Source organism: Aeromonas rivipollensis (assembly GCF_037811135.1).
GTDB lineage: Bacteria > Pseudomonadota > Gammaproteobacteria > Enterobacterales > Aeromonadaceae > Aeromonas > Aeromonas rivipollensis.
In genome coordinates, this window is the sequence record NZ_CP149130.1 from 2,308,213 (window position 1) to 2,328,365 (window position 20,153).

The following is a 20,153-nucleotide window of genomic DNA, read 5'->3' on the forward strand; positions in this document are numbered from 1 at the left end:
AATACCATTATGAAAGAAGTTAAATTCCGGTGGGTTGACCGTTATCTCATTCATCTCACGATCAGCGAAAAATTTCTCATCACCTTCTGGTGCCCCTTGTTGTTCATCGCCTTTCTCACCTGGTACCTGCTGGCAGACGGCCATGATCAGCAGATGCAGATCCGGCTGGATCAACTCAAGCAACGGGTAGAGACCACGGCCCAGCTGATCACCCAGCAGCCCACCCTCACCCTGCCGGCCGATCTCACCCTGGCCCCCACCGGCAGCGTCGGTCTGACCCAGCAGGGGGATCGCTTTCAATATAGTGCCCAGGCCGGTCAGGCCGGTTTTGTCAGCAGCACCCTGGACTCCGGCAACTTTTCCATGTGGGATGGACAGGGGACGACCCTCACCATCATCGCCGTGCTGGCCGCCCTGCTTGCCCTCATCACCCACTATCTGATGACCTTCGTCTCCGGGGCCCTCTACTCCACCAACAAGGCGCTGCAGACGGTGGCGAACGGGGATCTCACCTTCCGCCTCAACTTCTTCCCGGTGCGGGACGAGTTCTCCATCCTGGCGGGCAGCATCGACAAGTTCACCGATCGTCAGCACAAGATAGTGCAACTGGTGGAGGAGTCCGCCGAGGCGCTCACCATGGCCGCCGACGAGTTCCGCGAGCACGCCAGTGACGGAGAGACCCTGGCCCGCGCCCAGCGCCAGCACATGGACTCCCTGGCCGCCGCCATGGAGCAGATGTCTGCGGCGATCCGCGAAGTGGCCCGCAACGCCAACGACACCCTGCTGCAGACCCGCCAGTCCAGCGAGGAGGCGGCCAACGGCGCCCAGCGGGTAGCGCGCACCATTGCCGCCATCCGTACCCTGGCAGACGAGATTGGCAACGCCTCCGGCGCCGTCGAGCGTCTGACCCACAATGCCAACCGCATCAACGAGGTGGTCAACGTCATCAACGCCATCTCCCAGCAGACCAACCTGCTGGCGCTCAACGCCGCCATCGAGGCCGCCCGGGCCGGCGAGCAGGGCCGCGGCTTCGCCGTGGTGGCAGACGAGGTACGCACCCTCGCCAGCCGCACCCAACAGGCCACGGTAGAGATCCAACAGATGATCGAAGAGCTGCAGGCCGGCACAGGGGCGCTCAACGACATCATGGAGAAGACGGTCGGGCGCGCCGCCACCAGCCAGCAGCTCATCACCGAGGTGGGCCAGGACATCGACAAGCTGAGCAACCACAGCGACGCCGTGCTGGAGATGAGCACCCAGATCGCCACCTCCAGCGAAGAGCAGAGCTCGGTGGCAGAGGAGATCACCCGCAACCTGGATCAGGTGCGCCACGAGGCCGGCCGGGTGGAAGAGTCCGCCAGCGCCTCGGTGGCCGGCACCACTGGCCTCAAGGCCACCGCCACCGAGCTCGGTCAGGCCATGACGGGCCTGAGGATCTGACCCCAGCCCAATGTCACAGAAAGGCCATCTCGCGGATGGCCTTTTTTTCACCCCCTTTCCAGCATCCCGTCGGGGCGATACAAGGCGTTTTTGCGCATGGCGCGCGTCGCCACAACAGCTGCGCCTGTGCATTTATCGCTGCGACGCGGCTTGCGCACCAACCGCAACAGCCCCTACTATATGCCCCCTTCTCTTTTTAGCATCGGCAACTACCCATGAGCGCTTCCATCTATCTCGTCAAAGGCCGCGAAAAATCCCTGCTGCGCCGTCACCCCTGGATCTTCTCCAAGGGGATCGACAAGGTGCAGGGCAACCCCATTGACGGCGATACCGTCGAGATCTACTCAAACGATGGCAAGTGGCTCGCCCGGGGCGCCTGGTCAGGCAGCTCCCAGATCCGTGCCCGGGTCTGGACCTTCGACAAGGACGAGACCGTCGATCTCGACTTCTTCATCCGTCGCCTCAAGTATGCCCAGGAGTCCCGGGATCCGCTGATCAAGCGTCAGGGCCTCACCGGCTATCGCCTGTGCGCCGCCGAATCCGACGGCCTGCCGGGCCTGACCATCGACCGTTACGCCAACTTCCTGGTGTGCCAGATCCTCTCCGCCGGAGCCGAGTTCCAGCGCGAGCTCATCACCCAGGCCCTGCGTACCCTCTACCCCGAGTGCAGCATCTATGAGCGCTCCGACGTGGCGGTACGCAAGAAGGAGGGGCTGAAGGAGCGCACCGGCGTTATCCATGGCGAGACTCCGACCGAGCCTGTGGTGATCGAGGAGAACGGCGGCGTCAAGATCCTGGTGGACATTCGCAACGGCCACAAGACCGGCTTCTATCTGGATCAGCGCGACAACCGCCTGGCCGCCGCCAAGTACACCGAAGGCAAGCGGGTGCTCAACTGCTTCTGCTACACCGGCGGCTTTGGCGTCTACGCCCTCAAGGGCGGCGCCCGTGAGGTGGTCAACGTCGATCTCTCCCAGAATGCCCTGGACATCGCCCGCCAGAACGCCGAGCTCAATGGTCTGGATACCAGCACCACCCAGTTCGTGCGCCACGATGTGTTCAAGCTGCTGCGCGAGTACCGCGAGAAGGGCGAGAAGTTCGACGTCATAGTGCTGGATCCGCCCAAGTTTGCCGAGAGCAAGGCCCAGCTGCTGGGTGCCTGCCGCGGCTACAAGGACATCAACATGCTGGCGTTCCAGCTGTTGGCGCCGGGTGGCGTGCTCTTGACCTACTCCTGCTCCGGCCTGATGGAGCAGAGCCTGTTCCAGAAGATAGTGGCCGATGCGGCCCTCGATGCCGGTCGCGATGCCCAGATCCTGGAGCTGCTCTCCCAGGCTTCCGATCACCCCATAGGTACCGCCTATCCGGAAGGCTTCTACCTCAAGGGGCTGGTGGTGCGCGCCCGCTAGGAGGCGCCAACCAGCGCGCCCCCGGTGCCAGACCGGGGCTGATGCCAAGCCACACCACAGAGAAGGCCCGCTAGCGATAGCGGGCCTTCTCTGTTTTGCGTTCCCAAGAGATAGAGCTCACTCCGCCTCTCTCCTCCTCAACTTGCTGTCATTCCTCTGCGTTGCCTCGCCATTAGCCAATGGTCCATGCTCACCGGCAGATGGCCCTCACCAGGGGTGAGGATGGCTGATGTCTTTATGCATTAACATGAAAATAAAATCATACATATTGGAAATTTCTCGGTGAAATATCGGACAATAGCGCATCATAATTCGCTTTTATGCATAAAAGGTTAATCCCCCTCTTCCAGCCCCCTGCCGGGATCACGCCGCCCGGCTCAGTCACGGGCCGGCGCCCCCAGGGGGAAGTAGTGGCGATAGGGCCTCGCCTCATCCACCACCCGGACTATGGAGGGGTGACCCAGCAGACGGGCGCGGTAGGCACACAGCCTGGTGAGTGAGTGCGGGATCTCATGGGCCCAGTCGGCATAGAAGAGCGAGGGGGCGGCGGCGCAATCGGCCAGGGTGAACGCCTCCCCTGCCGCCCAGGTGCGTCCGGCGAGGCGCTGGTCCAGCCAGGGGTAGATCTTGTCCAGCAGCTCCCTGGCCTGGGCAACGCCGTAGCCATCGTGATCCCCCGCCGGGCGCATCCTGTCCAGCACCACCTTCTGCATGGGCGTCATCACAAAGTTGTCGAACAGGCGATCGAGCATGTGAACCTCGATCCCCGCCTCCCCCTCAGGTACCAGACAATGGGGGCCGGGATGGGCGCATTGGAGATATTCGATGATGGTGCTGCTCTCAATCAGGGTGCGCCCCTGATCCACCAGCACCGGAAAGCGTTTGAGGGGCCAGAGGCTGGCGAGTTCGGCCTTCACCGTCGCCGCCTCCAGGTTGAGGTAATCGAAGGGGACGTCATTCTCGTAGAGGGCGATCAGCACCTTCTGGCTGTAGGACGAAAAAGGATGGGCATAGAGTTTCATCGGGTGTGCTCCTTGAGATCAGATGGACGACATCCCTAGTCTAGATCCCCACGCCAGTCCCTGACCGCACCTTCAGACAGCCGGCTGATTTTGCGTGATAAGCGCATATTCATGACGAGAATCACGCTCGTATGGCTCTCTTTTCGGTAGTGTGATCCCGCCTGTGACCAGCATGAGTCCAGGCTGCGGGGGTATCAGCTTGATGCCCCCGTACAACAACAAAATCGATGTCAGGCCAAGCTGAACATCGCAAGGGATACCGTCATGACTCAATCATTGCCGCTGTTAACGCCGCTGCGGGGCATAGCTGCCCTGATGGTGGTGTTGTTTCATGCCCGCCTGTTGCTCTTTCCCCAGTGGATGGAGTCCATCGCAGGCCACACCCAACTCATCGAGAACGGCTACCTCTGGGTCGATCTCTTCTTTATTTTAAGCGGGCTGGTGCTGGCCCATGTCTACGGGGAGGCCTTCACAAGCCCTCGCCGCATAGGCTATGGCCGCTTTCTCTGGCTGCGGCTGACCCGGGTCTACCCCCTCTACTTTGTGACCCTGGTGCTGCTGGTTGGCTGGGAGCTTTACAAGGCCAAGCACGGGGTGGGCTTCTATGCCGGCCCCCTGTTCAAGATGTGGGAGTGGGAAGGCATGCCGCCCTTCGGCTCCCCCTTCACCCCGGCCGAAGCACTGCCAAGCGCCTTCTTGCTGATGCAGGTGGTGACGGATCAGGGACTGACCTGGAACTTCGCCGCCTGGTCCCTGAGCGTGGAGTGGATAAGCTATCTGCTGTTCCCGCTGCTTATCCCGCTTGCCGTGACCCGCAGTCGCTGGAGCCATCTCGCGCCCCTGCTGGCACTGACGGTGCTGGCCTTTATCGTGCACAGCCGCGGCACCCTGGATGTCACCAGCGGGGCACTGGCGGTGGGACGGGGGGTGAGTGAGTTCGTGCTCGGGCTCTGGCTGCTGCCCAGGGTCAGGGCCGCGCAACGCCTGCCCATGATGCAACGGGATCTGCCGCTCTTGATCGCCTTTGTGCTGCCCTTCCTGTTGATGCAGTTCACCATGACGCCGCAGCGGACCCTGCTGCTGATCGGCGCCTACGTGCTGCTGATCTGGATTGCCGCCGCCCAAGGGGAGCGCCAGAGTCCGCTGCTGCGCCTCTTGGATAACCGCTTCACCAACTGGCTGGGGGATTTATCCTACTCCATCTACCTTCTCCATGCGCTGGTGCTGCTCACCGGGTGCGAGCTCATCCACTATCTGGCGCCGGACCTTACCGAGTGGTGGTATGCCCAGACCAACCCGCTGCTGGGGGTGCTGGCCACCCTGCTGATGCTGGCGGTACTGATCGGCCTCTCGGCCCTTAGCTACAACCTGCTGGAGCGGCCGCTGCAACGGCGTCTGCGCCGCATTGGCAAGGTTCGTCAACCTGTGATGGAGCAGGCAGGTTGACGGGAGAGCCGTAAAGCGCTCATTTCTGCCAGCCGGATGCGCGCTGGCAGAAATTCCCATTCGAACCAAAGGGGGCGATTGTGGCATAATGCCCCGTCCTGTGGCCCTTGGCGGGGCTGCTCTGGCGCACCATGTCGCCCCTCCTTCCCCGTCCTGTCCGGCAGCCCTGCGTGACTGTCTGGCATCGCTGCCTCCTGAGGCAGCCAAGGCCATCCCTATTCAGCGCTCCTGAGGCGCGCATTTGACGGCTCCACCGAGCCTCTGCACAAGGTGCACAAACAAGGGGTAAGTATGTCTTCCATTCGTCTGACCCAATACAGCCACGGCGCTGGCTGTGGGTGCAAAATCTCCCCCAAGGTGCTCGACACCATTTTGAAGAGCCAGATCCCGGGCTTTGACGATCCGACCCTGGTGGTGGGTAACAGCAGCAAGGATGACGCCGCCGTGGTGGACATCGGCAACGGTCAGGGCATCGTCTCCACCACCGACTTCTTCATGCCTATCGTCGATGATCCCTTCACCTTCGGCCGCATCGCCGCCACCAATGCCATCAGCGACATCTACGCCATGGGCGGCAAGCCCATCGTCGCCATCGCCATCCTCGGCTGGCCCATCAATACCCTGGCGCCTGAAGTGGCCCAGCAGGTGATCGACGGCGGTCGTCAGGTGTGTCACGAGGCGGGCATCTCGCTCGCCGGTGGCCACAGCATCGATGCCCCCGAGCCCATCTTCGGCCTGGCGGTGACCGGCATAGTACCGCTCGATGCCATCAAGCAGAACGACACCGCCAAGGTGGGTGACGTGCTCTATCTCACCAAACCCCTCGGCATCGGCATACTCACCACGGCCCAGAAGAAGGGCAAGCTCAAACCCGAGCACGAGCAGCTGGCCCCCGAGGCCATGTGCACCCTCAACAAGATTGGCCAGCAGTTTGCGGCCCTGCCCGGCGTGCACGCCATGACCGACGTCACCGGCTTCGGGCTGGCCGGCCACCTGCTGGAGATGTGCGAAGGCTCAGGGGTGTGTGCCCGCCTCAACTTCAAGGCGCTGCCCCTGCTGGATGAGGTGGATCACTACCTGAATGAGGGCTGCGTGCCGGGCGGTACCCTGCGCAACCACGACTCCTACGGCCACAAGCTCGATGCCATGAGTGATCGCACCCGCAACATACTGTGCGATCCCCAGACCAGCGGCGGCCTGCTGGTGGCCGTCGGTCAGGAAACCGAGGCCGAATTCCTCGCCATTGCCGAGCAGGCCGGGTTGAGCCTCTCCCCCATTGGCCGCTTGCAGGCACTGGATGGCGCGCGCTTTATCGAGGTCATCCAATGAGTGCACTGCGATTTGTTGCCCAGGCTGTCCTGATCGGTCGAGGGATCTGCGATGAGTGAGCTGCCACTGGCCAGGGATCTCGCCGCCATCTTTCTGGAGGACATCCCCCTCATCGATCTGCGCGCCCCCGTCGAGTTCAAGGAAGGGGCCTTCCCCAACGCCGTCAGTCTGCCGCTGATGACGGATGACGAACGCGCCCAGGTGGGCACCTGTTACAAACAGCAGGGTCAGGCGGCGGCCATTGAACTCGGACACAAGCTGGTGGGGGGCGCCGTGCGCGCCGCCCGTATTGAAGGATGGCTGGCGCAGCTGCGCCAGCAGCCCGATGCCCTGCTCTACTGTTTTCGCGGCGGCCTGCGCTCCCAGACGGTGCAGCAGTGGCTGTCCGAGGTGGGGGTCATCCGCCCGCGAGTGGCCGGCGGCTACAAGGAGCTGCGCCGCTTTCTCATCGATACCCAGGAGAGCGCCAGCGCCCAGTGCCACTGGCACGTGCTGACCGGCATGACAGGCTCCGGCAAGACCCACATGCTGGCCAGCATTGCCCAGTCGGTGGATCTGGAAGGGCACGCCCATCACAGGGGATCCTCCTTTGGCCAGTTGCCGGGAGGCCAGCCCAGCAACATCAACTTCGAAAACCGGCTGGCCATAGAGCTGCTCAAGCGCCGCCACAAGGGCGAACATGCCTTCGTGGTGGAAGACGAGAGCCGCCTCATCGGTCGCTGCGCCCTGCCTCTTAGCCTCTATGAGACCATGTGCCAGGCCCCCCTGGTGGTGGTAGAGGTGCCCCAGGAGGAGCGAGCAGAGCAGATCCGGGTGGATTACGTGCAGGATCTCTGGCAACGCTATCTGGAGATGTATGGCAGCGAGGCGGGCTGGCCGCTGTTTGCCGGCTACCTGACCGATGCCCTGGCCCGGCTCAAGCGCCGCCTCGGGGACAAGGATCACCGGGAGCTGGATGGCTTGATGCAGGCCGCCCTCCAGGAGCAGGCCAGCACGGGGGATACGGCGCTGCACCTCGCCTGGATCCTCCTGCTGCTGACCCGCTACTACGACCCCATGTACCTCTATCAGCTGAACAACAAGCGCGAGCGGATCCAGTTTCGCGGTGACAAGCAGGCCTGCCTCGCCTACTTCGCCGAGCAGCACGCCCGTCAGACCCCTCAGGAGAGTCCCACATGTTGAAGTTCGAGGTGATCCCGGTCACCCCTTTCGCCCAGAATTGTTCCCTCGTCTGGTGTGACGAGACCCATCAGGCGGCGCTGATCGACCCCGGTGGCGAGGCGGACAAACTGCTGGCGGCCATCGCCAAACGAGGGCTGACCCTGACCCATATACTGCTGACCCACGGCCATCTGGATCACGTGGGAGCCGCGGCCCAGTTGCGCGAACAAACCGGAGTGGCCATCACGGGTCCCCACAAGGAGGATGCCTTCTGGCTCGACATGCTGCCCCAGCAGAGCCAGATGTTCGGCTTTGCCCATACCCCGGCATTTTGTCCCGACCAGTGGCTCGAGCAAGGCGACAAGGTGCAGCTGGGCCACTGCGAGCTGGAGGTCTATTTCTGCCCGGGCCACACCCCGGGGCACATAGTGCTGCTCTGCCAGACCGAGCGACTCGCCTGGGTGGGGGATGTGCTCTTTGCCGGCAGCATAGGCCGTACCGACTTCCCCCGTGGGGATCACGGGACGCTTATCAAGTCGATCACCGAGACCCTGCTGCCCCTTGGGGATGACATCGTCTTCGTGCCCGGCCACGGTCCCAGCTCCACCTTCGGTCGCGAGAAGGCGAGCAATCCCTACCTGACGCAACCTATCTGGTAATCCCCCCGCGCCTCGCGGGTGTCCCACTGGGTCTTGAGGCGCAAGATCTCCGGCATGATCTCGAGAAAACGTGCGAGCAGCCGGGGATCGAAGTGCTGACCGGCACCGTCACGCATGGTGGCCAGCACTCTGTCCAGAGGCCAGGGCTCCTTGTAGGGACGACGCACGCTCAGGGCGTCAAACACATCGGCGATGGCCACTATCCGCGACGCCTCGGGGATCCCCTCGCCGGTCTCGCCGGCGGGATAACCCGAGCCGTCCCATTTCTCGTGGTGATGCAGGGCAATCTCTGCCGCCATGCGAAAGATGGGAGCATCGGATCGCCTCAGGATCTCGTAACCGATGCGGGGGTGACTGCGCATGATGACCCACTCCTCCTCGGTGAGTGGGCCAGGCTTCTTGAGGATGTGATCGGGGATCCCAATCTTGCCCATGTCGTGCATAGGGGCCGCCAGCTCCAGCAACTCAGACTGCTCCGGGCTCCAGCCAAGCGCGTCGGCCAGGGCACGGGCATAGGCGGCCATGCGCCAGATATGCACCCCGGTGTCAGTGTCGTTGTAGTGACCCGCCTCGCTCAACATCACGATGGCGGTACGGTAGCTGCGCTCGAGCTGATCGAGGCGCACCAGGGAGAGGTGATTGCGCACCCGGGCACGCACCGTGCTCGGGCAGACCGGCTTGTAGATGTAATCCACCCCGCCCGCCTCGAACCCCTGGCTCTCGCTGTCTGCGTTGTCGCTCGCAGTGATAAAGAGCACCGGGATCCCGGCGTGGGCCGGATCGGCCTTGAGCCGGCGGCACACCTCGTAACCGTCCATGTCGGGCATGCGCACGTCAAGCAGGATCAGGGCCGGCTCGTGACGCCCCACGGCGGCCAGCCCCTCCTCTCCCCCCTTGGCAAAGAAGAGGTTGTACTCTTCCTTGAGGATTTGCCGCAGCAGCCCGAGGTTGCTCGGCTCGTCGTCGATGATCAGCACTCGTGGTCGATTCATGGCGCAGGTTCCTCCCGATCCTCCAGATAATCCTCCAGCTTGCGGGTGGCGAACGGGATATCGAACAGCTCCAGAGCCGCACTTATCTCGCTCACCAGCTCGCAAGGCAGGTAACTCCTGGCCTGGCCCAGCGCAGGCTCAATCAGTTCCAGATCCTCGCTCACCAGGGCCTGATGCAGGGCTTGCAGGCAGACCTCCCGCGCCTCCCCCTGGGCCAGCGGGGAGCTGACAGCGCCCGGCTCGCGCCCGGCATAGGTGTCGATGGAGTGTTGTGCCCGCTCCAGCGCCTCGAGGAAGGGCGCGATGAGCTGACTGGTGTCGCCTCCCTGCTCGATGGCCTCGTTCAGCTCGGCGCTGATGCGCGCCACATCGGTGAGCGACAGGCTGCCCGCCACCCCCTTGAGCTTGTGTGTCAGGCTCGCGGCCGCATCGGTCTCGTGCTGGGCGATATAGTCCGGCAACACGGTGCCGACCGTCATGTAGTCATCGCGAAAACGGCGCAGGTACTTGAGATAGACCGAGGCTTCACCCCAGTTGCGAAGTCCGGTATCAATATCGATGCCGGTCACCAGCTCCTGGGCGAGTGGCTCGTCGCTCACGGTGAGCGGAAGGACACAGTCCGGAAGATAGCGCAGCAAGGTCGCGATGAGCTGCTCCACGTCGAGCGGCTTGGCGATGAAGTCGTTCATGCCGCTGGCCAGCGCCGCTTCGCGCTGATCCTTGAATACCCCGGCGGTGAGTGCCAGTACGGGAGTCTCCTCCCGTCCCGGCAGTTGGCGCAGGCGACGAGTCGCCTCATATCCATCCATCACCGGCATCTGCACATCCATAAGCACCAGATCGATGCGCCGCGCCGGATCGGCGAGACAAGCCAGGGCCAGCTCCCCGTCGATGGCGGTGATCACCTCGGCCCCCTCCCGTTGCAGCAAGCGGGTCGCCACCTCCAGGTTGATGTCGCTGTCATCGACCAGCAGGACATGCACGCCCGGCAGGCGAAGACGGCGCTGACCACTCTCAAGCGGCTCCACGTGCTCGCGCTTCTCGTGAATGAGACGTGCCACCGCGTTGTAGAGGCTGGAGCCAGTCACCGGCTTGTGCAGCACCAGATCCACCTGCTCCGAGCCGGGGCAGTGCATCAGCTCATCCTGGGAATAGGCGGTCGCCATGATGATGATGGGTGAACGCTCCTGCCGCTCGAAGGCGCGGCGAATGGCCAGGCAGGTCTCGAGTCCGTCCATGCCCGGCATGATCCAGTCGAGCAGGATCACGTCGAAACGCTCCCCCTGGCGCAGCAGATGGTGCAGCGCCTGCTCACCGGATTCCACCACCCGTGACTCCCAACCGAGGGAACCCACCGTCATCGACAGGGCGTCGCGGGTCACCTGATTGTCGTCGGCGATGAGCAGCGAGATGTGCTGCAGACGCTCGTTCAAGGCATCGGGCCGCTCCACCTGCTCCAGCCGGACGCGGAACCAGAACTCGCTCCCTTTGCCCAGTTCGCTGGTGACGCCGATCTCCCCCCCCATCAGGTTCACCAGGCGGCGACTGATGGTCAGACCGAGCCCGGTGCCCCCGAAACGGCGGCTGGTGGAGGAGTCTGCCTGGGAGAAAGCATTGAAAATGTTGGCCTGCTGCTCGGGCGGAATGCCGATCCCGGTGTCGCGTACCCGAAACAGCAAGGTGGCCATGCCGTCTTGCTCGGCTTCCAGCTCGACCTTGACCTCCACCTCACCGCGCTCGGTAAACTTGATGGCATTGCCGGTCAGGTTGAGCAGCACCTGCTCGAGGCGCAGGGCGTCACCGATCAGATGGGAAACCTGCTCTGGGGCACTGCTCACCACCAGTTCGAGGTGCTTCTGGCCAACGCAGGTGGACATGATGGCCGCCACGTGATCGAGCACCTCTTCCAGGCTGAATGGCATCCGCTCAAGCTCGAGCCGACCCGACTCAATCTTGGAAAAATCGAGGATGTCGTTGATGATCCCGAGCAGAGCCTGCCCGGCCTGGTGGATCTTGCGCACCAGAGCATGCTGGCCATCGTCGAGCCCTCCCTGCTCGAGCAGGTAGGTCAGCCCCATGATGGCGTTCATGGGGGTACGGATCTCGTGGCTCATGTTGGCGATGAAATCCCCTTTGACCTGCGCCAGCCTGGCCGCCTCCTGCTGCGCCAGTTGCTCCCTGTGCCTGCTGCGCACCAGCGCAGCCACTCCGGCACCGAACAGCAACAGCAGCATGGCGCAGGTGACCGAGATGATCCCCCAGATGTGAGTGCGAATGGCCAGCAGCTCGCTGCGCGGCACCAGGGAGGCGGCTTTCCAGATCAGCTGATCGTGATTCTGCGCCGGGTACAGGGTGGTCCAGCTCCACAGCCCGTCGGCAGACTCTATCTGGCCGCTCGGAGCGCCCCAGAACGCCTGCCAGGCCTGGGGAGAAGCCTGCTTCAGGGTGAGTTCCGGGCGTTCGAGCATGAAACCCCACTCCTGAGATGGGTCCGGGCTACGCAGCCAATAACCGTCCTGGTTGAACAGCATGGTGTGATCCGCCGCCTTGCCGCTGCTGTTGGCGAACGCCTTGAGCATACGAGCAGCCTGCACGTTGATGAGGAGCAAACCAAGATCATGTCCCCCAAGGCGAAGGCGCTTGGCAATGCGGATCATGGGGTTGAAGGGGCGATCGATCACCCCCTGTTCAACGTTGAGATCGAGCGCAGAGACGTAGACTCGCTCCCAGGGCAGCGCCATGGCGTCGCGAAAATAATATCGCTCCACCTTGTTCTGCAACTGGTCGTCCGCCACACGCAGCAGGCGCTGGCCCTGACGATTGATGCGCACCCGCTCCATCCCATCCGGGGCCAGCCAACGCACCTGGGCATAGTCGGGATTACGGTTCATCAGGATGCTGAACTGGACTGCTATGGTGTCACGGTCATTGCGACCCGCCGCCTCGAGCAAGATGGGTTCTTCCGATATGCTGCGCACATGGCGCAGCGGCACCGCCAGCTCGTCGTCAAGGCGGCCGCTGGCGAGCGCCAGGAAGGTGCTCTCATCGCTGCGAACGCGGTAGAGCTCTCGCTCGATCAGTGCATTGCCCAGCAGATAGCCCCCCGCCAGGACCAACAGCAGAATAGGTGAAAACAGCAGGAAATATGCCCGTACGATTCCCTTCATAACGGTCAACATCACCCCAAAAAGTGGCCTTGAACGAATACCTTGTGGACATCAGAGCACCACAACAAGTGTCCTGCTGTCAATCATGCCTGCAAGTAAAGACCAATAGTGCTGTTTGAGTATTTTATTTTCCCGGCAAAAATACCGTAAAAACAAAGAGACCACCCGATTGGGTGGCCTCTTTACTGGAAAGTTCGTTGCCGATTAGATGCGAACGAAGTCCAGGTGAACCAGCTTGTAACGTACCGGGTGACGTTGGATCGCCTTGACGTTTACTTTTACTTCTTCGCCGTTGATGACCAGGGTCAGCTCGGAGGAGTAGAACTCCGGCTTCTCTTGGGCCAGGATCAGCTTCTTGTGGTCCAGGGTAACGGACACGGCTTCTTTGCCTGCACCGTAAACGATGGCAGGAACTTGGTCAGCATGACGCAGGCGGCGGCTCGCACCTTTCCCCAGGTCAGAACGGACTTCAGCTTGGAATACGAAAGACATAGTGGTTATCTCTTTTAAGATGAATATATGGTGTTGACTGCGACCGGTCAGCACCTCGCAAAACGAGCGCGAATACTAGCATGGGCCCGGGGTGGATACAAGGGACGCGCGACTCGCCATCAGCCCCTCCCCACAGCGGCATCAGATCTTATCCAAACGCGGTTCAGCGCCCCTGCTCCAGACGGGCAAACTGCTGCTGGCGCTGGGCCGGGCTCATGGCGTCAAACTGGGCCAGGGTCTCGGCCTTGGGGCAGTAGAGGCGCTGGCCTGTCTGTACCCTTATCCCCTTGCCCATACCGGGGCGATTCTCCTCCACCAGCGCCAGCAGATAGCTGTAGGTATCAGACCCGCTGCCCACCTGTGCCTGGAGCTGGCTGGCGATGCGCCAAAGCGTCTCCCCCGCCGCCACCTGATGGCAGACTCGCGACGCCCCTCCCGTCGCGGACAGGGTCAGGGTAGTCCCCTCGGCTCCCTGGCCCAGGCTGGCGATCTGCACGGCCCCTATCTGAGCGGGAGTTCCCTGAGGGATGGACGCCGCCCGCCCCATCAGGTTGGCCAGCAGCGGCTCGCTCTGCGGCATCCGTCCCCTCCCCGCGCTCGATCCCGGCAAGGAGAACTCGGCGATAAAGGCCGCCCCTCCCTGATCCTCGGGGGCGAGAGAGCCGCTGGCGACGGGCTTCACGGCCGAATGCGGGGCCATGCCATAGGCCATCTCATCGATGCGCTTGAGCCTGGCCAGATAGGCCTTGGAGAGCTGGGCCTCCCCTTCGAACAGATCGAAGGGTGGCACCAGACGGGCGGGAAACAGGATCTGCCAGTGGCCGTTCTTCTTCTTTTGTTCGAGCGGCGGAAACTGGTTTCCCCGCCAGGCCACGAAGATGGGAGGCACGGCTCTGTGCACCGGATAGTACTCCGGGTTGAGCTGCACCCAGGTTTGCTCCGCAATGGGCTGATAGCCGCTGATGTTGACCAGCGCAACCCCCAACCAGATCCCCAGCATGTGATGGCCTCCCTTCCTGCGCTTCCCTGGCTCTTATCGCCACACTCTTCGTCGCACTCTTCGCCACACTATGGCTCAGAAAACAGATAGATAGCAGCTTAGCACTGGGCTATGGCGCTCTGCACCCGTTTATCCGAGATGGGATACGGCGTCCCCAGCTGCTGGGCGAAGAAGGAGACCCGCAGCTCTTCTATCATCCAGCGGATATTGGCCACCTCGGGGGGGATCGGCTGGGATTTTGGGATCTTGGCAAGCAGCGCCTTGTAGTCGCTCTCCACGCTCTGCACCTTGAGCATATGGACCCTGTCCCGGTTGGGATCGATGGCCAGCTTCTCGAGGCGCCGCTCGATGGCGCGCAGGTAGCGCAACAAGTCAGGCAGCCGCTGCCATCCGGTCTCGGTCACGAACCCCTTGTGAATGAGGTTGCCCAGCTGCAACTGGATATCCGACATGGCAAAGGCCGTGTCGAGCTGCATCTTGCCCTTGAGCCGCTTCTTGATCTCATGGGAGAGGGTCAGCACGGCTTCCACTTGGCTTGCCACCTCCACCACGGCATCGTTGAGCTCGGCGCGGACAAACTCCTTGAGCGACTCGAAACCGGCCTCGTCCCAGGCCAGGCCGCCGTGCTGCTCCATGAGCTTGTCACAGCCACAGGCGATGCAGTCGTCGATCAGCTCGGCCACCTTGCCGAAGGGGTTGAAGTAGAGCCCGAGCTTGGCCTTGTTCGGCAGCTTCTCCTGCAGATACTTGATGGGAGATGGCACGTTGAGCAGCACCAGCCGGCGCTGGCCCGCCCACATCAGTTGCTGCTGGGCCACCGGGCTCTCCACCAGCTGGATGGCGACCGAGTCTTTCTGATCCACCAGGGTCGGATAGGCCTTCACCTCGAAGCCGCTCCGCTTCTGGCTGTACTCCTGGGGGAGCTCGCCAAAGCTCCACAGGGTCAGGCCCGACTGCTCTATGTCGTCGTCCACCACCTGGGAGAGCGTCTCCTGCACCTTGCCGCGCAGGGATTCCTTCAGCGCCTCCAGATCCTTGCCTTCCGCTACTTTCTTGTGCTTGTCGTCCACCACCCGGAAGGTGAGTTTCAGGTGATCGGGTACCGCATTCCAGTCCCAAGATTCACGAGGTACAGTGACGCCGGTCATGCGGCGCAGCTGGCGCTCCATCTCGTCCAGCAGCGGCCCCTGATCGGGATTGAGGGTGGCGAGCAGCGCATCGGCGTAGTTCGGGGCCGGCACGAAGTTCTTGCGCATCGGCTTTGGCATCGACTTGATGAGGGCCACCAGGAGCTCGTGGCGCAGCCCGGGGATCAGCCACTCGAACCCCTTCACCTCCACCTGATTCAAGAGCGGCAGTGGAATATGCAGGGTGACGCCATCGGCGGCCTCCCCCGGGTCGAACTGATAGGTCAGCTTGAGCTTGAGGCGCCCCTGCTGCCAGAAGTTGGGGTAGTCGAGATCGCTGATGTGGGCGGCGTCCCCCTTCATCAGCATCTCTTTCTCGAAGTTGAGCAGCTCGGGATCCTGCTTCTGCGCCTCTTTCCACCACTTGTCGAAGTGACGGGCGGAGATCACCTCCTCCGGCAGGCGGGCGTCGTAGAAGCGGAACAGATCCTCGTCATCCACCAGGATGTCGCGCCGGCGCGACTTGTGCTCCAGCGCCTCCACTTCGGCCAGCAGCTTGCGGTTCTCGCCAAAGAAGCGGTGGCGGGTCTCGAAGTCCCCCTCCACCAACGCGCGGCGGATAAACAGCTCGCGGCACTGGGCCGGATCGATGCGGCTGAAGTTGATGGTGCGCTCGTTGACCAGGGTCAGGCCGTAGAGGGTCACCTTCTCCTTGGCCATGACGGCGCCGTTTTTCTTCGACCAGTGGGGGTCGCTGTGGTGCAGCTTGATGAGGTGGCCTGCCAACGGCTCCACCCACTCGGGCTCGATCCTGGCGTTGATGCGGGCATAGAGGCGGGAAGTCTCCACCAATTCTGCGGCCATCACCCACTTGGGCGGCTTCTTGAACAGGCCCGAGGCCGGGAAGAGGTGGAAGCGGCCATTGCGAGCGCCGAGAAACTCGGGCTTCTCCAGATCCTTGTTGCCGATATGGCTGAGCAGCCCCGTCAGCAGGGCGCAGTGCACCGTCTTGAAATCCGCCGGTTCATGGTTGGCTTTGAAGCCAAGCTCTTTCACCGTCTGGCGCAGCTGGAAGTGGATGTCCTGCCACTCGCGCACCCGCAAGTAGGAGAGAAACTCCTTCTGGCACATGCGGCGGAAGGGGTTGCTGCCCAGGAGATCCTGCTGCTCTTTGAGGTAATTCCACAGATTGACGAAGGCAAGGAAGTCGGAATCTTTGTCCTCGAAGCGTCTGTGCTGCTCGTCGGCGGCCTGCTTCTTCTCCATGGGCCGCTCGCGGGGGTCCTGGATGCTGAGGCCCGCGGTGATCACCATCACCTCGCTCAGACAGCCGGTTTGCGCCGCCGTGATCACCATCTTCGCCAGACGGGGATCAAGGGGAATGCGCGAGAGCTGGCGACCGGTTTCGGTCAACTGCAGTTTGGGCTCCTGCTCCCGGGTGCCGGGCAGCTCTTTGACCGCCTCTAGCTCTTTCAGGAGGGTCAGGCCATCCTTGATGTGGCGTGACTCCGGCGGCTCGACGAAGGGGAAGGCCTCCATGTTGCCAAGGCCGAGCGCCAGCATCTGCAGGATGACCGACGCCAGGTTGGTGCGCAGGATCTCGGGATCGGTAAAGGCCGGACGGTTGTTGAAATCCTCCTCCGAATAGAGGCGGATACAGATACCGTCCGCCACCCGGCCGCAACGCCCTTTACGCTGGTTGGCGCTGGCCTGGGAGACCGGCTCTATGGGCAGGCGCTGCACCTTGGTGCGCCAGGAGTAGCGGCTGATGCGGGCGGTACCCGGATCGATGACGTAGCGAATGCCCGGCACCGTCAGCGAGGTCTCAGCCACGTTGGTGGCCAGCACTATGCGCCGCCCGGCATGTTGCTGGAATACCTTGTTCTGCTCGGCGTTGGAGAGGCGGGCGTAGAGCGGCAGCACCTCGGTGTCGCGCAGGTTGAGCTTGCGCAGGGCATCGGCGGTATCGCGGATCTCCCGCTCGCCGTTCATGAAGATGAGGATATCCCCCAGCCCCTCCCGGGCCAGCTCTTCCACCGCATCGAAGATCCCCTGCAGCTCGTCGCGCTCCTCCAGCCCCTCACTCTTATCTGCGCTCTTGTCGCTGCTCTTTTTATCCACAAACAGCGGGCGGTAGCGCACCTCCACCGGGTAGGTGCGACCTGAGACTTCTATGATGGGCGCCTGGTTGAAATGTCGGGAGAAGCGCTGGGGGTCGATGGTGGCCGAGGTGATGATCACCTTGAGATCCGGGCGTTTGGGCAGCAGTTGCTTGAGGTAACCCAGGATGAAGTCGATGTTGAGGCTGCGCTCGTGGGCCTCGTCGATGATGATGGTGTCGTACTGGGTCAGCATCCGGTCGTGCTGGATCTCCGCCAGCAGGATACCGTCTGTCATCAGCTTGATGTGGGTCTGCTCGCTCACCTGATCGGTAAAACGCACCTTGTAGCCGACATAGTGGCCGAGTTCGGACTCCATCTCTTCCGCGATGCGGGCCGCCACCGTGCGGGCCGCGAGGCGACGCGGCTGGGTGTGGCCTATATAGCCCTTGACCCCGCGCCCGAGCGAGAGACAAATCTTGGGGATCTGGGTGGTTTTGCCCGAGCCTGTTTCCCCGGCGATGATCACCACCTGATGTTCACTGATCGCCTTGGCGATCTCCGCCTGCTTCTGGCTGACCGGCAGGTTGTCCGGATAGGTGACCCTGGGCACACCCGCCAGACGGGACTGGTAACGGGCCTCGGCCACCGCCAGATCGGCGGCGATGGTCTCCAGCATGGCGGCCTGCTTGCCTTCCGGCAGCTTCTTGACCCCGTGCAGACGGCTGGAAAGACGGCGGGCGTCAAGATTCATGCAGGCAGAGAGACGGCGGCGCAGCGCCTCGATAGAGAGAGACAAGGTAGGAATTCCTTAAATAAGTGCCCAGAGGGGCCATATCGATAAGCTGGGAGCGATCCTAAAGAGCGAGCGGGAGCGGTGCAAGCCTTAAAGCGGCACCGGTCTGGCTCAAAGACGCGGCGGGCAATAAAAAGAGCAGGCACCCGGCCTGCTCCCCATGATCCGGCAAAACCGGATCAGACCCTGGCCTGATGCACGAAGCAGGTACCAAGCTGGGCGTGAATGGCCTGCATCACGTTGTGGCGGCTGATCACCCCGAGCAGGCGACCCTCTTCCACTACTGGGTAGATCTTCGGCTTTTGGCCCATCATCATCTCCGCCAGATCCAGAATGCTGGTGTCTGGCCCCACCGCCAGCACCTCCTTGCGCATCACATCCTTGACCTGGGCCACCTGCTCGCAGTGATAGGCCTCTTTCAACATGACGGCAATGCAATCCTGCTCGGACACCCAGCCAATCAGGTGCCCCAGGCTGTCCACCACGGGGCCGCCGAGTTGATGGCTGTTGAGAAACTTGGTGACCGCATTTTGCACCATCATGTCCGCGCTGAACGTGATGGGCTTGGTCTGCATATAATCCTTTGCCTTGAGTGATTCCATGACGCTTCCCCCGACAGGCCTCCCGACGGGAGGCGCGAGCCAGGCACAATGCCCGGCTCACTCCAAGCATAGCTGGTGCCGATCAGGAGATGGATTGCAGCAACAGCAGCAGCTCGTTCTGACTGTGGCAGTCGGTCTTCTTGAACACCCCCTTGAGGGTGGAGCGCACTGTTTCCACTTTGACGCCGCGCAGTTCGGCGATGTCGTTGCTGCTGTAGCCCTTGCTCATCAGCACCAGCAGCTCCTTCTCGCCAATGGTGAGGGGATAGAGGCTGGCCAGCGCCTCTATGTCCGGGTTGAAGGAGTGTTCGGGATCGCGCAATACCACTTCCACATAGCGCTCGAAGCGGCTGAGGCCGCTCATCAGGGTGCACTGGATCAGCAGGGGCCTGAGATTGGACTGACGGGGAATGGACATATAGGCGCTGGCGCCTGGCAGCAAATAGGCAAAGCCATTCAAGGTCTCCTTGAGCTGACGTTGCTGCTCCTTATTTTGCAAAGAGAAAATACCATTGACCGCCCGCAGCTCGACGTTTTCATCGGCGATGCGGTTGAAGGCCACATTGGAATAATGAATATGCCCCTTGTCATCGATGATGGCGCTGGGCTTATTATGGTTTTTCACCAGTTGCTGCAGCTGATAGTTCTGGGTTTCCAGGGCCAGCAGGTTCCAATAATGCTGGCTCCAGGCGGCCAGACCAGAATAGATCTCTGTCAAGGAGGTGAGATCCCGGCTGCTGAAGTCATCCTGAGTGGCGCCGCGGTAACTGCACAGCGAGCTGAGGCCCCGCCCCTTCACCCGACAGACGCCGCCCGCCGCAAACTGGGCACCGAAGCTGGCCAGCAGCCCCACCGAGCTGGAGATGGTATTGGCACTGACGATCCCCTGGCAGCCCTTGTCCAGATAATGATTGAACCACACATCCTGGCGATGGTGTTGCACATAAAATTGCTGCTGGGCCTCGGTCAAGCCGCTGGAAAAGAGCTTTATTCCGTCGCTCTTGTCATCATCCCGCAATAAAAACAGGGATGAACTGCCGGACAGGTCGGCGCGAAATTGGTCCACCACCAACTTAATGTCAGAATCATTAATACCGCACTCGTATAACTGGCTGATATAGGGCGATATCCTTTCTTTCTCTAATGCCTTCACACCCGAACTCCTAATTCTTATTTTTATTGAAGTGGCATCTTACTCCGCAATGAGATACGCGAAAAGTAGTCAAATGAACAAAGGCTTTATGACTATTTCATAAATAGTTATAAGAAAGCCTCCCTCGATGAGGGCCGTGAAAATGTTTAAACCCGGGCTCAGGTTTTCCGCTTTTCTGGTCGTTCTGGAAAATCTTTATTTGCCTGGTTCCTGTCTGCCCTTCCTGCCTCCTTGCCTCTCTTGCCATGACTGTCCCTTG

14 protein-coding genes are annotated in these 20,153 nt (G+C 62.0%); 6 read left to right on the top strand and 8 right to left on the bottom strand.

Features of this window, described 5'->3' with window-relative positions; genetic code table 11:
• Window positions 1-9: 9 nt before the first annotated feature.
• On the top strand, window positions 10-1,440 hold the full coding sequence (locus tag WIR04_RS10535; protein ID WP_338886721.1) for a methyl-accepting chemotaxis protein: 1,431 nt from the start codon (window positions 10-12) through the stop codon (window positions 1,438-1,440).
• Window positions 1,441-1,655: 215 nt separating this feature from the next.
• Window positions 1,656-2,849: a class I SAM-dependent methyltransferase gene (locus WIR04_RS10540; protein ID WP_163154837.1), complete on the top strand. Its 1,194-nt coding sequence runs from the start codon at window positions 1,656-1,658 to the stop codon at window positions 2,847-2,849.
• Between the two features lie 377 nt (window positions 2,850-3,226).
• On the opposite strand, the gene WIR04_RS10545 is transcribed toward WIR04_RS10540, so the two are convergent.
• Window positions 3,227-3,871, bottom strand: a complete 645-nt coding sequence (locus tag WIR04_RS10545; protein ID WP_338886725.1) for a glutathione S-transferase family protein — start codon at window positions 3,869-3,871, stop codon at window positions 3,227-3,229.
• A 264-nt stretch (window positions 3,872-4,135) separates the two neighbouring features.
• Between WIR04_RS10545 and WIR04_RS10550 the strand changes: the two genes are divergently transcribed.
• The 4 genes from WIR04_RS10550 to WIR04_RS10565 all read left to right on the top strand — a co-directional run bounded on the left by WIR04_RS10550 (window position 4,136) and on the right by WIR04_RS10565 (window position 8,466).
• Window positions 4,136-5,317, top strand: coding sequence for an acyltransferase (locus tag WIR04_RS10550; RefSeq protein WP_338886727.1), 1,182 nt, complete (start codon window positions 4,136-4,138; stop codon window positions 5,315-5,317).
• A gap of 291 nt (window positions 5,318-5,608) precedes the next feature.
• Window positions 5,609-6,646, top strand: a complete 1,038-nt coding sequence (selD, locus tag WIR04_RS10555; protein ID WP_338886729.1) for a selenide, water dikinase SelD — start codon at window positions 5,609-5,611, stop codon at window positions 6,644-6,646.
• A 51-nt stretch (window positions 6,647-6,697) separates the two neighbouring features.
• Window positions 6,698-7,828, top strand: a complete 1,131-nt coding sequence (gene mnmH, locus WIR04_RS10560; protein ID WP_338886731.1) for a tRNA 2-selenouridine(34) synthase MnmH — start codon at window positions 6,698-6,700, stop codon at window positions 7,826-7,828.
• Complete coding sequence (locus WIR04_RS10565; protein WP_338886733.1) at window positions 7,822-8,466, top strand: MBL fold metallo-hydrolase; 645 nt, start codon at window positions 7,822-7,824, stop codon at window positions 8,464-8,466. Before mnmH ends, WIR04_RS10565 begins: the two co-directional genes overlap by 7 nt.
• Here the strand turns inward: WIR04_RS10565 and WIR04_RS10570 are convergent.
• The 7 genes from WIR04_RS10570 to WIR04_RS10600 form a co-directional block, all read right to left on the bottom strand.
• The gene (locus tag WIR04_RS10570) at window positions 8,442-9,458 is read right to left on the bottom strand and encodes an HD domain-containing phosphohydrolase (protein WP_338886735.1); all 1,017 of its coding nucleotides are present in this window, start codon (window positions 9,456-9,458) and stop codon (window positions 8,442-8,444) included. The two genes, WIR04_RS10565 and WIR04_RS10570, sit on opposite strands and share 25 nt — an antisense overlap.
• The gene (locus WIR04_RS10575; protein ID WP_338886737.1) at window positions 9,455-12,625 is read right to left on the bottom strand and encodes a hybrid sensor histidine kinase/response regulator; all 3,171 of its coding nucleotides are present in this window, start codon (window positions 12,623-12,625) and stop codon (window positions 9,455-9,457) included. The genes WIR04_RS10570 and WIR04_RS10575 overlap by 4 nt, the downstream gene beginning before the upstream one ends.
• A gap of 204 nt (window positions 12,626-12,829) precedes the next feature.
• Window positions 12,830-13,117, bottom strand: a complete 288-nt coding sequence (gene rplY / locus WIR04_RS10580) for a 50S ribosomal protein L25 (RefSeq protein ID WP_025326956.1) — start codon at window positions 13,115-13,117, stop codon at window positions 12,830-12,832.
• A gap of 163 nt (window positions 13,118-13,280) precedes the next feature.
• A complete protein-coding gene (locus WIR04_RS10585) occupies window positions 13,281-14,117 on the bottom strand; it encodes a hypothetical protein (RefSeq protein WP_338886740.1) in 837 nt (278 codons plus the stop codon).
• Window positions 14,118-14,215: 98 nt separating this feature from the next.
• A complete protein-coding gene (hrpA, locus tag WIR04_RS10590; protein ID WP_338886742.1) occupies window positions 14,216-18,142 on the bottom strand; it encodes an ATP-dependent RNA helicase HrpA in 3,927 nt (1,308 codons plus the stop codon).
• Between the two features lie 176 nt (window positions 18,143-18,318).
• Entirely contained in the window at window positions 18,319-18,741 is a 423-nt protein-coding gene (locus WIR04_RS10595) for a CBS domain-containing protein (RefSeq protein WP_025326953.1), read from the bottom strand.
• 82 nt (window positions 18,742-18,823) lie between these two features.
• Entirely contained in the window at window positions 18,824-19,894 is a 1,071-nt protein-coding gene (locus tag WIR04_RS10600) for a helix-turn-helix transcriptional regulator (RefSeq protein WP_025326952.1), read from the bottom strand.
• Window positions 19,895-20,153: the final 259 nt, after the last annotated feature.